At 62.7% G+C, this 12,965-nt stretch carries 15 protein-coding genes; 7 read left to right on the forward strand and 8 right to left on the reverse strand.

Annotated elements, in window-relative coordinates:
- Positions 1-179: 179 nt before the first annotated feature.
- The 3 genes from cgtA to rplU all read right to left on the reverse strand — a co-directional run bounded on the left by cgtA (position 180) and on the right by rplU (position 2,201).
- Positions 180-1,403, reverse strand: coding sequence for an Obg family GTPase CgtA (cgtA, locus tag ACPZMI_RS05145; protein WP_186668347.1), 1,224 nt, complete (start codon positions 1,401-1,403; stop codon positions 180-182).
- Between the two features lie 187 nt (positions 1,404-1,590).
- A complete protein-coding gene (gene rpmA, locus ACPZMI_RS05150) occupies positions 1,591-1,848 on the reverse strand; it encodes a 50S ribosomal protein L27 (RefSeq protein WP_029614211.1) in 258 nt (85 codons plus the stop codon).
- A gap of 38 nt (positions 1,849-1,886) precedes the next feature.
- Positions 1,887-2,201 carry a 50S ribosomal protein L21 gene (gene rplU / locus ACPZMI_RS05155; RefSeq protein ID WP_003247466.1) on the reverse strand — a complete coding sequence of 105 codons (315 nt, stop codon included), beginning with the start codon at positions 2,199-2,201 and terminating at the stop codon, positions 1,887-1,889.
- Between the two features lie 244 nt (positions 2,202-2,445).
- Between rplU and ACPZMI_RS05160 the strand changes: the two genes are divergently transcribed.
- The 3 genes from ACPZMI_RS05160 (at position 2,446) to ACPZMI_RS05170 (ending at position 4,320) form a co-directional block, all read left to right on the forward strand.
- Entirely contained in the window at positions 2,446-3,414 is a 969-nt protein-coding gene (locus tag ACPZMI_RS05160) for a polyprenyl synthetase family protein (RefSeq protein ID WP_065864077.1), read from the forward strand.
- A gap of 172 nt (positions 3,415-3,586) precedes the next feature.
- Complete coding sequence (locus ACPZMI_RS05165) at positions 3,587-3,928, forward strand: zinc ribbon domain-containing protein YjdM (protein ID WP_186668349.1); 342 nt, start codon at positions 3,587-3,589, stop codon at positions 3,926-3,928.
- Positions 3,929-4,074: 146 nt separating this feature from the next.
- Entirely contained in the window at positions 4,075-4,320 is a 246-nt protein-coding gene (locus ACPZMI_RS05170) for a PA4570 family protein (protein ID WP_186668351.1), read from the forward strand.
- Positions 4,321-4,484: 164 nt separating this feature from the next.
- On the opposite strand, the gene bamJ is transcribed toward ACPZMI_RS05170, so the two are convergent.
- From bamJ to ACPZMI_RS05195, 5 genes are all read right to left on the reverse strand, one after another.
- On the reverse strand, positions 4,485-5,102 hold the full coding sequence (gene bamJ, locus ACPZMI_RS05175; protein ID WP_186668353.1) for a BamJ family beta-barrel-assembly machinery protein: 618 nt from the start codon (positions 5,100-5,102) through the stop codon (positions 4,485-4,487).
- A gap of 86 nt (positions 5,103-5,188) precedes the next feature.
- A complete protein-coding gene (locus ACPZMI_RS05180) occupies positions 5,189-5,494 on the reverse strand; it encodes a DUF6482 family protein (protein ID WP_186721516.1) in 306 nt (101 codons plus the stop codon).
- Between the two features lie 131 nt (positions 5,495-5,625).
- Complete coding sequence (locus ACPZMI_RS05185) at positions 5,626-6,114, reverse strand: TIGR00645 family protein (RefSeq protein ID WP_003247486.1); 489 nt, start codon at positions 6,112-6,114, stop codon at positions 5,626-5,628.
- Between the two features lie 99 nt (positions 6,115-6,213).
- Positions 6,214-6,552, reverse strand: coding sequence for a PA4575 family protein (locus ACPZMI_RS05190; RefSeq protein WP_186668357.1), 339 nt, complete (start codon positions 6,550-6,552; stop codon positions 6,214-6,216).
- A 160-nt stretch (positions 6,553-6,712) separates the two neighbouring features.
- Positions 6,713-9,151 (reverse strand): Lon protease family protein, encoded by a 2,439-nt coding sequence (locus ACPZMI_RS05195; RefSeq protein WP_186668359.1) that lies wholly within the window; start codon positions 9,149-9,151, stop codon positions 6,713-6,715.
- 253 nt (positions 9,152-9,404) lie between these two features.
- On the opposite strand from ACPZMI_RS05195, the gene ACPZMI_RS05200 reads away from it, so the two are divergent.
- From ACPZMI_RS05200 to ACPZMI_RS05215, 4 genes are all read left to right on the forward strand, one after another.
- Positions 9,405-9,893 (forward strand): DUF3015 domain-containing protein, encoded by a 489-nt coding sequence (locus tag ACPZMI_RS05200; protein WP_065864072.1) that lies wholly within the window; start codon positions 9,405-9,407, stop codon positions 9,891-9,893.
- 77 nt (positions 9,894-9,970) lie between these two features.
- Entirely contained in the window at positions 9,971-11,824 is a 1,854-nt protein-coding gene (locus ACPZMI_RS05205) for an Lnb N-terminal periplasmic domain-containing protein (RefSeq protein WP_426351814.1), read from the forward strand.
- Positions 11,825-11,943: 119 nt separating this feature from the next.
- A complete protein-coding gene (locus ACPZMI_RS05210; RefSeq protein ID WP_186668362.1) occupies positions 11,944-12,300 on the forward strand; it encodes a hypothetical protein in 357 nt (118 codons plus the stop codon).
- Between the two features lie 68 nt (positions 12,301-12,368).
- Entirely contained in the window at positions 12,369-12,866 is a 498-nt protein-coding gene (locus ACPZMI_RS05215; RefSeq protein ID WP_426351815.1) for a GreA/GreB family elongation factor, read from the forward strand.
- The last annotated feature ends 99 nt before the right edge of the window (positions 12,867-12,965 follow it).

Raw genomic sequence — 12,965 nt, forward strand, 5'->3', positions numbered from 1 at the left:
AGGTATGGGGGGTGGGCGGGGGGTGTGGGGGGGGGGTGTTGGGGCGGGAGGGGGGCAGTTCGGTTCCCAGGGGGGCGGAGGGGGGTTGGGGGGGGTGTTCCTGTTCTCAGATGCCCCCAACGCCCAAGCCTGATCACGGCACACTGCTCGAAGAGCGGCGTTCAGTGTACTGCAACCGGTCAGTCGCGCACGTAAATGATTTCCGGACCGTCCTCGTCGTCCTCGAAGTCATCCCAGTCGTCATCGTCGCCGATGTCGTGGACGCTCTTGACGCCGGTACGACGCAGGGTACGGGCGTCGTCCAGGGCCTGCAGCTGGGCGCGGGCCTCGTCTTCGATACGCTGGTCGAGGTCCTTGAGCTCGGCGGCGTAGGCCGGGTCGTTGGCCAGGCGATCGGCGCGGTCTTCAAGGAAGCGCATCAGGTCGTGGCTGAGCTTCTCGGTGCCCTGCTTGGAGATGGCCGAGATCACGTAGACCGGGCCATCCCAGTTCAGGCGATCGACGACTTCCTTCACACGCTCGTCGCGCTCGTCTTCCATCACCATGTCGGCCTTGTTCAGCACCAGCCAGCGCTCACGATCGACCAGTGCTGGGCTGAACTGCGCCAGCTCGTTGATGATCACTTCGGCGGCATCGGCCGGGCTGCTCTCGTCCAGCGGCGCCAGGTCGACCAGGTGCAACAGCACACGGGTACGGGCCAGGTGCTTGAGGAAGCGGATACCCAGGCCGGCACCTTCGGAGGCGCCCTCGATCAGGCCGGGAATGTCGGCAATGACGAAGCTCTTCCAGCGGTCGACGCTGACCACGCCCAGGTTCGGCACCAGGGTGGTGAACGGGTAGTCGGCAACCTTCGGCTTGGCGGCCGAGACGGCGCGAATGAAGGTGCTCTTGCCAGCGTTCGGCAGGCCCAGCAGGCCGACATCGGCCAGCACTTTCATTTCCATCTTCAGGTCGCGCTGTTCGCCCGGCTTGCCTGGCGTGGTCTGGCGCGGCGCACGGTTGGTGCTCGACTTGAAGCGGGTGTTGCCCAGGCCGTGCCAGCCGCCCTGGGCGACCATCAGTTTCTGACCGGGGGTGATCAGGTCGCCGATGACTTCCTGGGTGGAGGCATCGATCACCGTGGTGCCGACCGGCACGCGCAGGAACAGGTCCTCGCCCTTCTTGCCGGTGCAGTCGGTGCTGCCGCCATTCTGGCCACGCTGGGCCTCGTGGTGGCGGGTGTAGCGGTAGTCGACCAGGGTGTTGAGGTTCTCGTCGGCCACCATGTACACCGAGCCGCCGTCGCCACCGTCACCGCCGTTGGGACCACCGTTCTCGATGAATTTTTCGCGGCGGAAGCTCATGCAACCGTTACCGCCGTCACCGGCTTTTACCCGGATCGATACTTCGTCAACAAACTTCATTCAAAACCGCCTCTCGTCGGACGACGAGCTGAAAACCAGAAAACCCTGAGGCTCTTGCAAAAATGAGCGCGGCGGCCCCGTACCATCAGAAACCAACGCCGGCAGCCCAGACAAACAGCTTTGCAAGAGGCTCACCACAAACGAAAAAGCCCCGTCGCATGACGGGGCTTCTGGAGCGACGTCGCGATTAAGCGGCGACGATGCTCACGTAACGGCGGTTGAACTCGCCTTTCTTCTCGAACTTGATCACGCCGTCGATTTTGGCGAACAGGGTGTGATCCTTGCCCATGCCAACGCCGTAGCCAGCGTGGAATTCGGTGCCGCGCTGACGGACGATGATGTTGCCCGGCTTGATAACCTGGCCGCCATACATCTTCACGCCAAGGCGTTTCGATTCTGAGTCGCGACCGTTACGAGTACTACCACCAGCCTTCTTGTGAGCCATGGTTCAATTCTCCAAATAAATTCAGGGGACCTAGGGGATTAAGCCTGGATACCGGTGATTTTGATCTCGGTGAACCACTGGCGGTGGCCCATGCGCTTCATGTGGTGCTTACGACGACGGAACTTGATGATGCGAACCTTGTCGTGGCGGCCTTGCGAAACCACTTCGGCCACTACTTTGGCGCCAGCGACGACTGGAGCACCGATGGTGACTTCTTCACCGTTGGCAACCAGCAGAACGCGATCGAAAGTCACGGATTCGCCAGTGGCGACTTCCAGTTTCTCGATCTTGAGGAATTCACCTTCAGCGACTTTGTACTGCTTGCCGCCGGTAACGATTACTGCGTAGGACATTTTGAATCTCCGATAATCCTGCTCACCCAGCGCTTTATATGATGAGTATTGGCTGGCATGGCTGCACAAGGCTGGAACGGCCCGGTGCAATTGCGTAAGGCAGGTGCTGCCCAGGAAGTTAGGGTGCGCGATTGTACGCAACCCGGCAAAGCCTTGCAAGTGCCGCCCCGAGGGTGCAGGCAGCGCGCCTTGACACACCGGGACCCGCGACCTAGCATGCCGCGCAACCTCAATGGAGCAGCCGATGCAACCCCAATCCTTCTACCGCGCGGTAGCTGACGATTTCAGCGCCGTCGACGAGATCATCAAGAAGCAGCTGACCTCGCGCGTGCCGCTGGTATCGAAGATCGGCGACTATATCACATCCGCTGGTGGCAAGCGCCTGCGCCCATTGCTGGTGCTGCTGTGCGGCAAGGCCCTGGGCCGCGAAGGCGACGACCTGCGCCTGCTGGCCGCGACCATCGAATTCCTGCACACCGCCACCCTGCTGCACGACGATGTGGTCGACATGTCCGGCATGCGCCGCGGCCGCTCCACCGCCAACGCCCTGTGGGGCAACGCCCCGAGCGTGCTGGTCGGCGACTTCCTCTATTCGCGCTCGTTCGAGATGATGGTCGAGCTGGGCTCGATGCCGGTCATGCAGATCCTCTCCAAGGCCACCCGGGTGATCGCCGAGGGTGAAGTGCTGCAGCTGTCGCGCGTGCGCGATGCCAGCACCACCGAAGAAGTGTACATGGACGTCATCCGCGGCAAGACCGCCATGCTCTTCGAAGCCTCGACCCACAGCGCCGCGGCGCTGGCCGGCGCCAGCGACGAACAGCGCGAGGCCCTGCGTACCTTCGGCGACCACCTGGGCGTGGCCTTCCAGCTGGTCGATGACCTGCTCGACTACAAGGGCGACTCCGAAACCCTGGGCAAGAACGTCGGCGACGACCTGGCCGAAGGCAAGCCTACCCTGCCGCTGATCTACACCATGCGCGAAGGCACGCCAGAGCAGGCGGCGCTGGTGCGCCAGGCCATCCAGAAGGGTGGCCTGGAAGACCTCGAGCAGATCCGCATCGCCGTCGAAGCCTCCGGCGCGCTCGACTACACCGCACAGATGGCCCGCGACTACGTCGCCCGTGCCATCGCCTGCCTGGAAGTGCTGCCGGCAAGCGAATATCGTGATGCGCTGGTCGAGCTGAGCGAGTTCGCGGTCGCGCGTACGCACTGATAGATCGCATCGTCTTCATTCGCGGGCAAGCCCGCTCCCACAGGGCCCAAGTACATCAGGCCTTTTGTGGGAGCTGGCTTGCCCGCGAATGCTTTTGTGCGGACAAAAAACATTTTCGCCGCAAACCTTATACAATGTGCGCCTTTAACCCTCTGTACACCAAGGAACCGAAGTGAGCACTTTGCCGCCCTGCCCCGCCTGCAACTCCGAATACACCTACGAGGATGGCACCCAACTGATCTGCCCCGAATGCGCCCACGAATGGTCGGCCATCGGCGACGCCGAGGCGAACAGCGATGACGTGGTGAAAAAGGATTCGGTCGGCAACGTCCTGCAGGATGGCGACACCGTCACCGTGATCAAGGACCTCAAGGTCAAGGGCTCTTCGCTGGTGGTCAAGGTCGGCACCAAGGTCAAGAACATCCGCCTGTGCGACGGCGATCACGACATCGATTGCAAGATCGACGGCATCGGCGCGATGAAGCTCAAGTCCGAGTTCGTGCGCAAGGTCTGAGGCTATTTGCAGGGCCGCCCTCGGGTGGCCCTGACAGATCCTGCAACAGGATCATCTGCACCCTTTGGCAGAATTAATCCAATAGTCACTTGCTATTTTGATAATAAGAATTATTCTCATTGGAAAGTTTTCCAAGGAGAATAGCCATGACCTACCTGATCGACGCCTGGCTCGACCGCCCCCATCCCTACCTGCGCATCCTCCATCGCGAGACCGGCGAAGTCTGTGCCGTGCTCGAGGAAGAAGCACTCGACGAACTGCGTGACCAGGGCGACCTGGACCTCAACGGCCTGAGCTCGAGCGAGCCTGGAGTACTGAAGGAACTGGTGAGGAATCTGTTTCTGTTCTGCTATGCGCGGGCGTTGCGCCCAGGGGGAACGGATTGGAATTGAGGCCGGCATTACCGGCCTCTTCGCGGGACAAGCCCGCTCCCACAGGGATTGGGCTGGTCTTTAGATTTTGAACAAGACAGTTGCTCCCACCAGTACACCTGCGCATTAGAGCCTGCGGGGCACATGTGGGAGCGGGCTGGTCCCGCGATGAAGACGACGCAGTCTTACAGAACGTCGAGCAGCTCGACGTCGAACACCAGCACGCTGTGCGGCGGGATGCTACCAACGCCTTGCGCGCCATAGGCCAGCTCGCTCGGCACGTACAGGCGCCATTTGCTGCCCGCGTTCATCAGTTGCAGCGCCTCGGTCCAGCCAGCGATCACGCCACCTACCGGGAATTCGGCAGGCTGGCCGCGCTCGTAGGAGCTGTCGAACACGGTGCCGTCGATCAGGGTGCCGTGGTAGTGGGTACGCACGTTGTCTTCGCGGCTCGGCTTGGCACCGCTACCTGCGGTCAGCACTTCGAACTGCAGGCCCGAGGCCAGGGTGGTGATGCCATCACGCTTGGCGTTCTCGACCAGGAAGGCCTTGCCCTCGGCGGCGGCGGCCTCGGCCTTGGCGGCAGCTTCGGCCTGCATCACTTCGCGGATAACCTTGAAGCTGGCAGACAGGTCGGCTTCGCTGACGCGGCTGTCGGCACCGTTGAAGGCGTCGGTCAGGCCGGCCAGGATCGCTTCCAGGCTCACACCCGGTGGCGGGTTGTCGCGCAGCTGGCCGCCCAGCTGACGGCCGATGCCGTAGCTGACGCGGGATTCGTCGGTGGACAGGTTGAGTTCGGACATTGGCTTGCTCCGCTTAAGGGCGCACTGCATCCGCGCCCTTGGTGAAAAGGGCAAGCAGCCTAGCACACTGGGGCTGCGCGAAGCAGCTACCAGGCAGAACGCTGGGAAATCGGGACCTTGAGGTCTTCCTCCGGGTGGCTGCCCATGCCGCACATCTCATCCTGCACCGACCAGTGCACCAGATTCATCGACAGCATCGGCAGGGCTTTCAGGAGCAATCGTGCATCTTCGACCGAGTGCACCCTCAAGCGCTCTCCGCGGGGGGCGTGGAGAGGATGGGCATGCCCCTTGATCCGGGCCTCGAGCAGGTAGTCACCACCTTCGATGGCGATCAGGTTGAGTTCATCGACGTGGCCGGCCCTGGCCTCGGAATTGAGCTGATGCAGATTCATGAATGCACCTCGCTGCGCAAACCCCGCATGAGTGCTCATTTTTTGTACAGAAGCTGGGATTAGGCAAGGGGCCGTCGGTCGGGCCGCGTCGTGCCTTTCGCGGGTAAACCCGCGAAACGGCCTTCACCGACTCAATGCTTGGTCAGCTTGTCCAGATAACCCATGCAGAAAGCCGAGACCACGAAGGTCATGTGGATGATCACGTACCACATCAGGTAGTCGGTGGAGATGTTCTGCGCATCCATGAACACGCGCAGCAGGTGAATCGAGGAAATGGCCACGATCGACGCGGCAACCTTCATCTTCAGCGAAGAAGAATCCATCTTGCCCAGCCAGTTGAGCTTCTCCTTGCTCTCGTCGATGTCCAGTTGCGAGACGAAGTTCTCGTAGCCGGAGATCATCACCATCACCAACAGGCCGCCGACCAGCGACATGTCGATCAGCGAAAGGATCACGAGGATCAGGTCCGCCTCGCTCAGCGCAAAGACGTTGGGCAGGACGTGGACCACTTCCTGAAAGAATTTCAGCGCCAGCGCCAGCAGGCCCAGGGACAGGCCGAAATAGATCGGAGCGAGTAGCCAGCGGGAGGCATACATCGCGTTTTCGAGAATACGTTCCATGGAGGATAGGGGCTCATGAGATGACTGAAAAAGCGTGCGCGAGTATAGCCAGCCATCTATGACAGCAAAAGTCTGCGGCGGGTTGCCGCAGAGCCCTCTTCAATTGTCCGGACGGAACTGGTAGTCCCCAAGGTTGCGACAACGCTCGCCATTGATCCGCCGCAATTGCGCCTGCAAGTGCAGGCACCAGATTTGCGGATCTTCGGCCACCTGGTAGCCGTGCAGGGTCAAGCTGTCGACAATGGCGTTCATCACCGATTCGGCCACCATCGGCCCATGAAACGGCCCTTGCGCCTTGATCGCCGAAGGCTGCTCACCGGCCATGCCGGCGGCAAACAGCAAGGTCCACATGCCGTTGTCGCCGGCCAGCGGACGGATGCTGCACTCGATGCGGGTCACCAGGCCAAGGCACTGGCGGGTGAGGCTGAGGTTGCGCATGGCGGCGTCCCCTCTGAGAAGCCCAGTTCAGCCTGCACGACAGGCTGTTTCCATCCTGAACCCTGACAACTCCTTAAGTTCCAGCATAGATGACAGGTGAGCATTGCTGGAAAACCGGCGCTGAACGGTAGCACTTGGCCGCCAGCGCCGGTTTATTGACTCAGGCAGGCTTGGCCTCAGCCACCATCTCCTCCAGCCGTTCCTTTTCGGCGTCCTTGATCTCTTCCTCGCTGATCATCTCGGCGATGGCCCGAAGGCGCTCGACCACCCTTGCATTGACGCTGCCTTCGGGGAACTCGCCCTTCTCGTCGGGCGCACCAGCGTCCTCGCCCACCAGCAGGCTCAGCGCCTCATCGGCCTGGCTCACCGCATAGACATGGAAGCGCCCGGCCTCGACCGCCTGCAGCACGCGCTCGTCGAGCATCAACGTGGCGACGTTGGCGCGCGGGATGATCACCCCTTGCTCGCCGGTCAGGCCACGCGCTTCGCACAGGCGGAAGAAGCCTTCGATCTTCTCGTTGACCCCGCCCACCGCCTGCACTTCGCCGAACTGGTTGATCGAACCGGTGATGGCGAAGCACTGCTTGAGTGGCGTGCGCGACAACGCCGAGATCAGCGTACAGGCCTCGCCAAGCGAAGCACTGTCGCCGTCCACGTAGCCATAGGACTGCTCCAGCGCGATGCTCGCCGAGATCGCCAGGGGGAACTCCTGGGCATAGCGGCTGCCCAGGTAACCGGTGAGGATCATCACGCCTTTGGAGTGGATCGGCTGGCCGAGGTTGACCTCACGCTCGATGTCGACGATGCCGCTGCCGCCCGGGTAGACCGTGGCGGAGATCCGCGCAGGCATGCCGAATGCCGAATCGCCGACCTCCAGTACCGTCAGGCCGTTGCACTTGCCGATGGCAGCGCCTTCGCTGTCGATCAGGATGATGCCGGCGAGCATGTCATCGAGCACCCGCTGCGACACCCGCCCGGTGCGGGTCGCCTTGGCCTTGAGCGCGCGCTCGATGTGTCCGGCATCGGTCATCTCGTCGTTGGCCAACTGGCGGATGAAGTCCGCCTCGCTGACCAGTTGGAACAGGTCGCCGATACGCGCCGACAGGCGCGACTGGTTCTCGGCCAGGCGCGCGCTGAAGGTCGCCAGGCGCGCCACGGCATCGCTGGTCAGCGGCGCCATGCCCTCTTCATTGGTGCGCGTGCGCAGCAGTTGGGCGAACTGCTCGAGGTTCTCGTCGACCATCGGCATGTCTTCGTCGAAGTCGACCAGTACGCGGAACATCTCCTGGAAGTCCGAGTCGTGATCCTGCAGCGCGTAATAGAGCTGACGCGAGCCGATGATCACCAGCTTGACGTTGAGCGGGATCATCTGCGGCGTCAGGGTGACGGTGGCGATGCGCCCCAGCTCGCCCAGGGGAGACTCCATTTTCAGCTTGCGCGACTGCAACGCACGCTTGAGCGCATCCCAGACGAAGGGCTCGCCCAGCATCTTCTCCGCTTCCAGGATCAGGAAGCCGCCGTTGGCGCGGTGCAATGCACCGGGACGCAGCTGGCGGTAGGAGGTGGAAAGCGCGCCCTGGTCGGTGCTGTACTCGATGCGACCGAACAGGTTGTCGTAGGTCGGGTGCGGCTCGAACACTACTGGCGCGCCGCCATTGACCGGATGCCCCACCACCAGGCTTGGCGCGTACTGCTCCTCGAGCATCTTGCGCGCCACCGCGTCGGTCTTGGCATCGTCGACCAGTTGCTCGACCACGGTGCGCAGCAGGTTCAACTGCACCGACTGCAGGTAAGCGCACACCGCAGCGTTCTCGGCGTACTTCTCCGACAGAGGGGCCAGCAGCGGTTGCAGGGCCAGGGTGATGGTTTCTTCGTTCAGTTCGCGCAGCTGGTTGTTCGACTCGCGCTTCCACTGCGGCAGGCTGGACAGTTCCTCGTTGAGACGCTCCTCCAGCTCGGCGATGTCTTCGTGGAACTGCTCGCGGACCTCTTCAGGCAACTGGGCGAACTCGGCCTCATCCAGCGCTTTGCCTTCGGCCATGGGGGTGAAGGCGACATTGCTGGCGTCGCGGTACAGCGCCACGTCCTTTTCCAGCGACGCGCGTTCGATCACATCCAGGGCACGGTCGTAGCGCTGGTTGAAGGCGCGATCGATGGCGCCCTTCTTCTGCTGGTAGGACGGGTGCTCGAACACCGCCGGAAAGGTCGCCAGCAGGTTGCCGATCAAACCGTTCATGTCGGCGATGAACTCGCCAGCAGTGCCTGCCGGCAACTCCAGCGCACGCGGCTCGCGGGTGTCTTCGAAATTGTTGACGTAGACCCGGTCGGCCGGGGTCTGCTGGCGCTTGCCCTCGGCCTTGAGGTAGCGCTTGACGAAGGAGAAGCGGCCGGTGCCCGGCTCGCCCATCACATAGACGTTGTAGCCAGGGCGTGGCATGGCCACGCCGAACTGCAGGGCCTCGACGGCACGCTCCTGGCCCAGTACTCCGCGAAACGGCTCCAGATCATCGGTGTTGGTGAAGGCAAACTGCTCGGGGGAAAAACGCCGGGTCAGGGCTTCGGGCGCGAGACGCAGGCGCGCAGCAACAGGATCGGGCATTGGGTTTCCTTACTTCGGCGGGGCGGATACGCAGCATTCTGGCGCCGGGGGCGCGCGCCTTGCAAGGCTCCGCGGGACTTTATGTCGCAGGCGTTAAAAAGGTTTGTCCAAGATTTTTTCGCAATCAACTACGCAACTATTGGATCGTGCCTAAACTCCAAACTGCGCGGGTGGGTAAAACGCTTCCCCGTCCTGGCAGTGAACTGCCAGACAACCCTGATCATTGATACGTATCGAAAAAGAGAATAACGCTATGAAACGGATTCTTCTGGGTACCTTGTTCGCCGCGGTTTCGATCAATGCCATGGCCGAAGCGCCAGGCGGCCCGAACTGCGGTTGGGGCAACCTGCTGTTCGAAGGCCAGCGCGGCACTCCGGCGCACTTCCTGGCCTCCACCACCAACGGCACCTCCGGTAACGCCACCTTCGGCATGACCTCCGGCACCAACGGCTGCTCCACCAAGGCAGCGCTCACCTACGGCGGTAAATCGTGGCTGGCCATGAATGGCACCATGAACGAACTGTCCGAAGACATGGCTCAGGGCCAGGGCGAAGCCCTGACCACCTACGCCGTGGTACTGGGCGTCAAACCCGAAGACCGCGCGCACTTCGCCTCGGTCACCCACGACCACTTCCAGCAGATCTTCAGCAGCGCCAACGTCACTGCCGAAGATGTCCACAACAACACCATCGCGGTCCTGAAAAAGGATCCGCAACTGGCGAAGTACGCTACCGAAGCGTAAGTTCGACCTGCCCGCCCCGCTTGCGGGGCGGGTTTCGCCCGCCTCCCTTCGGCATCATTCAGAAGTAGTTGCCCGATATGCTCAAACGCTTCGCCTACCTGACGTTATGCGCCTGCGCCTCTGCCTACGCGGCACCTTCATTGGATGACGCGCGCGTGCAGCAGTTGGCCGCCGACCGCTACTGGATCGCGCTGGGTCACTACGAAACCGCCAAGCTGGGCGGTTGGCGCAGTTATGTGGACGACGACAAATTCTTTCTCGCCGAGGACGGCGCCCATCATCCGGATCGCGAACTGCGGGCCACGGTCGATGCGCTGTATGCCCCGTCCAGCCTGGGCGACAAACACGCCCAATGCGTCTTTCCGGCGCGCACCCGCTGGCTACGCGAGCAACTGCAGCTCAGCGACCTGCCGACCCCGGACTGCCAGGAATACAGCCGCTGGTACGCCGACGTCGCACCGCACAGCGCGGTGCTGATCTTCCCGGCGGCCTACCTCAACAGCCCGTCCTCGATGTTCGGCCATACCCTGCTGCGCATCGACAAGGCCGACACCCGCAGCAACGACACCACGCTGCTCAGCTACGCGATCAACTTCGGCGCCTATATCGAAGGCAGCGACAACAGCATCCTCTACGCCTGGAAAGGCCTGATGGGCGGCTACCCCGGGCTGTTCGCGATGATGCCGTACCAGGAGAAACTCTCCGAATACCGCAGTCTGGAGAACCGCGACCTGTGGGAGTACCAGCTGGACCTGACGCCTGAAGAGACCGGGCGCATGGTCGAGCACGTCTGGGAACTCAAGCAGGTGCAGTTCGACTATTTCTTCTTCGACGAGAACTGCTCCTACCGCCTGCTGGAGCTGCTGCAGGTCGCCCGCCCCGGGCTGGACCTGACCTCGCAGTTCCCGCTCACCGCCATCCCTACCGATACGGTCAAGGCAGTCAAGCAGTCGGGGCTGGTGTCCGATGTGCGCTACCGGCCATCGCGCGAACGCGAGCTGCTGGCCCGCGCCGAGCCACTGGACCATCACGAAAAGCAGCAGGTATTGGCCGTCAGCGCCGACACTGCGCAATTGCAGAGCCCCGAGTTCACCGCCCTGCCACGCGAACGCCAGGCTTTGGTACAAGATGCCGCCTATCGCCTGGAACGCTACCGCGCCACCGGCCAGGAGCGTGACCCCGAACAGGCCAGGCGCAGCTTCGAGCTGCTGCGGGCGATCAACCGCAACCCGCCGCCACCGCTGCAGATCGAACGCCCCGGCCTGCCCGAGGACGGTCATCAGTCGCGTACCTGGCAGCTGGGTGTCGGCACCCGCGAAGACCGCGCCTTCGCCGAGTACGGCTTGCGCATGGCCTACCACGACCTCAACGACAACGCCTACGGCTTCCCGCTCGGCGCACAGATCGAGATCCTCCAGCTCAAGCTGCGCCAGTACGAGGGCAACGACTGGCAGGTGCAACGCCTGGACCTGGCCACCATCCGCTCACTGACCCCGCGCAACGAACTGCTCAAGCCCTGGTCGTGGCAGGTGGCTGGCGGCCTCGAGCGGGTGCCGGGCAAGCATGACGACGAGGTGCTGGTCAGCCACGTCAACGGCGGCGGCGGTGGGACCTGGCAGCTTGCCGACGGCCTGCTGGGCTTTGCCCTCGGTACGGTGCGGGTCGAACATCACAATGACTTCGCCGAGTTCATCTCGCCGGCGGCCGGTTTCAATGGTGGCCTGCTGTGGCGCAACGGGCTGGGCAACATGACCCTGGAGGCAAAAGGCGATTACTTCACCAATGGTGAAGTGCGGCGCAGCCTGAGCCTGAACCAGCAGTGGGAGATTTCGCAGAACCTGGGCCTGAGGTTGAGCGCCAAGCGCGAGTTCAGCCACCTGGCCACCGCGCAGAACGAGGTGATGCTGGAGTTGAAGTGGTACCAGTACTGATACCTTTGCGTGGGGCCACAGGGATTCGCATCATGACGTGCAATCCTTCGACGGCGTTTTGACATCGCCGCGACAATCCACGACCTAGACTTCCCCTATCACCCGGAGGTCCAGTGTCTATGTCGCGGTACGGTTTCGCCCTGTGGATAACCCTGCTGTTGGTCGGCTGCCAGTCCACCCGCGAGCAGATGCTCGACCAGGGCTACCCACCGGCCTATGCCGATGGTTTCCAGGACGGCTGCAGCAGTGGCCGCCAGGCAGCGGGGCTGATGGTCGGAGATTTTCGCAAGGACGTCCCGCGCTACCTCCACGATCGTCGCTACGAAAGCGGTTGGGACGATGGTTTTCGTCAGTGCCATGCCATGCAGAACAGCGAAGACACGCGCCAGTACCGAGAGCGCTACTGGGACGAGCGTGACCGCGAATGGCAGCAGGAAAAAGACCGCGGTGCAGCGCGCGCCTATCGTCACAATTAGGTCGCAGCCAGACATTCAGGGAAACTCGACAACCCTCACCATGGTCTCCAGAAACAAGGAGGCCGTTCATGAGCCGAGCATTCGTCAACGAAGACCAGGCCGCCGCCCAGGCCAGCCAGCCGGTGGAGCGACGGGTCAGCGACCAGCCCAACTACGTCACCGCCAGCGGTCTTGCGCAACTGCAGCAACGCGTGGCGGCGCTCATTGCCCTGCACAGCGATCTGCAAGCCCAGGGTGAGCATGCCGACAAACAGCGCCTGGCCGATACCGAGCGCGACCTGCGCTACTTCCGCACACGCGTACAGAGCGCCCAGGTGGTGCCACCTGCGATCTCGCAGGACAAGGTCCAGATCGGCAGCCGGGTGAGGTTTGTCGATGAGCAGGATGAGGAGCACAAGGTGCAACTGGTCGGGGAAGATCAGGCCGATGCAGCGCGCGGGCTAATCAACTGGGGTTCACCGCTGGGGCGGGCGCTGCTTGGCGCAAGGCCTGGGGATGAAGTGGTATGGCGGCGGCCTGCGGGGGATCTGTCCATCGAGGTGGTCGAGATCCTGGGTGAGGGTTAGGGGCTGCTGCGCAGCCCAATCGCGATTCCTGCAGGAAGACCAGCCCAATCCCTGGGAGCGGCGGTTCGGCGCTCCGACTTGTCCCGCGATCACCGGCAA

Source organism: Pseudomonas wayambapalatensis, from assembly GCF_049942315.1.
Classification (GTDB): domain Bacteria; phylum Pseudomonadota; class Gammaproteobacteria; order Pseudomonadales; family Pseudomonadaceae; genus Aquipseudomonas; species Aquipseudomonas wayambapalatensis.

What these genes read in the sequence shown, in the direction of transcription:
- cgtA (WP_186668347.1), bottom strand. Translation starts at nt 1,403, where the DNA reads ATGAAGTTTGTTGACGAAGTATCGATCCGGGTAAAAGCCGGTGACGGC.
- rpmA (WP_029614211.1), bottom strand. Translation starts at nt 1,848, where the DNA reads ATGGCTCACAAGAAGGCTGGTGGTAGTACTCGTAACGGTCGCGACTCA.
- rplU (WP_003247466.1), bottom strand. Translation starts at nt 2,201, where the DNA reads ATGTCCTACGCAGTAATCGTTACCGGCGGCAAGCAGTACAAAGTCGCT.
- ACPZMI_RS05160 (WP_065864077.1), top strand. Translation starts at nt 2,446, where the DNA reads ATGCAACCCCAATCCTTCTACCGCGCGGTAGCTGACGATTTCAGCGCC.
- ACPZMI_RS05170 (WP_186668351.1), top strand. Translation starts at nt 4,075, where the DNA reads ATGACCTACCTGATCGACGCCTGGCTCGACCGCCCCCATCCCTACCTG.
- bamJ (WP_186668353.1), bottom strand. Translation starts at nt 5,102, where the DNA reads ATGTCCGAACTCAACCTGTCCACCGACGAATCCCGCGTCAGCTACGGC.
- ACPZMI_RS05180 (WP_186721516.1), bottom strand. Translation starts at nt 5,494, where the DNA reads ATGAATCTGCATCAGCTCAATTCCGAGGCCAGGGCCGGCCACGTCGAT.
- ACPZMI_RS05185 (WP_003247486.1), bottom strand. Translation starts at nt 6,114, where the DNA reads ATGGAACGTATTCTCGAAAACGCGATGTATGCCTCCCGCTGGCTACTC.
- ACPZMI_RS05190 (WP_186668357.1), bottom strand. Translation starts at nt 6,552, where the DNA reads ATGCGCAACCTCAGCCTCACCCGCCAGTGCCTTGGCCTGGTGACCCGC.
- ACPZMI_RS05195 (WP_186668359.1), bottom strand. Translation starts at nt 9,151, where the DNA reads ATGCCCGATCCTGTTGCTGCGCGCCTGCGTCTCGCGCCCGAAGCCCTG.
- ACPZMI_RS05200 (WP_065864072.1), top strand. Translation starts at nt 9,405, where the DNA reads ATGAAACGGATTCTTCTGGGTACCTTGTTCGCCGCGGTTTCGATCAAT.
- ACPZMI_RS05205 (WP_426351814.1), top strand. Translation starts at nt 9,971, where the DNA reads ATGCTCAAACGCTTCGCCTACCTGACGTTATGCGCCTGCGCCTCTGCC.
- ACPZMI_RS05210 (WP_186668362.1), top strand. Translation starts at nt 11,944, where the DNA reads ATGTCGCGGTACGGTTTCGCCCTGTGGATAACCCTGCTGTTGGTCGGC.
- ACPZMI_RS05215 (WP_426351815.1), top strand. Translation starts at nt 12,369, where the DNA reads ATGAGCCGAGCATTCGTCAACGAAGACCAGGCCGCCGCCCAGGCCAGC.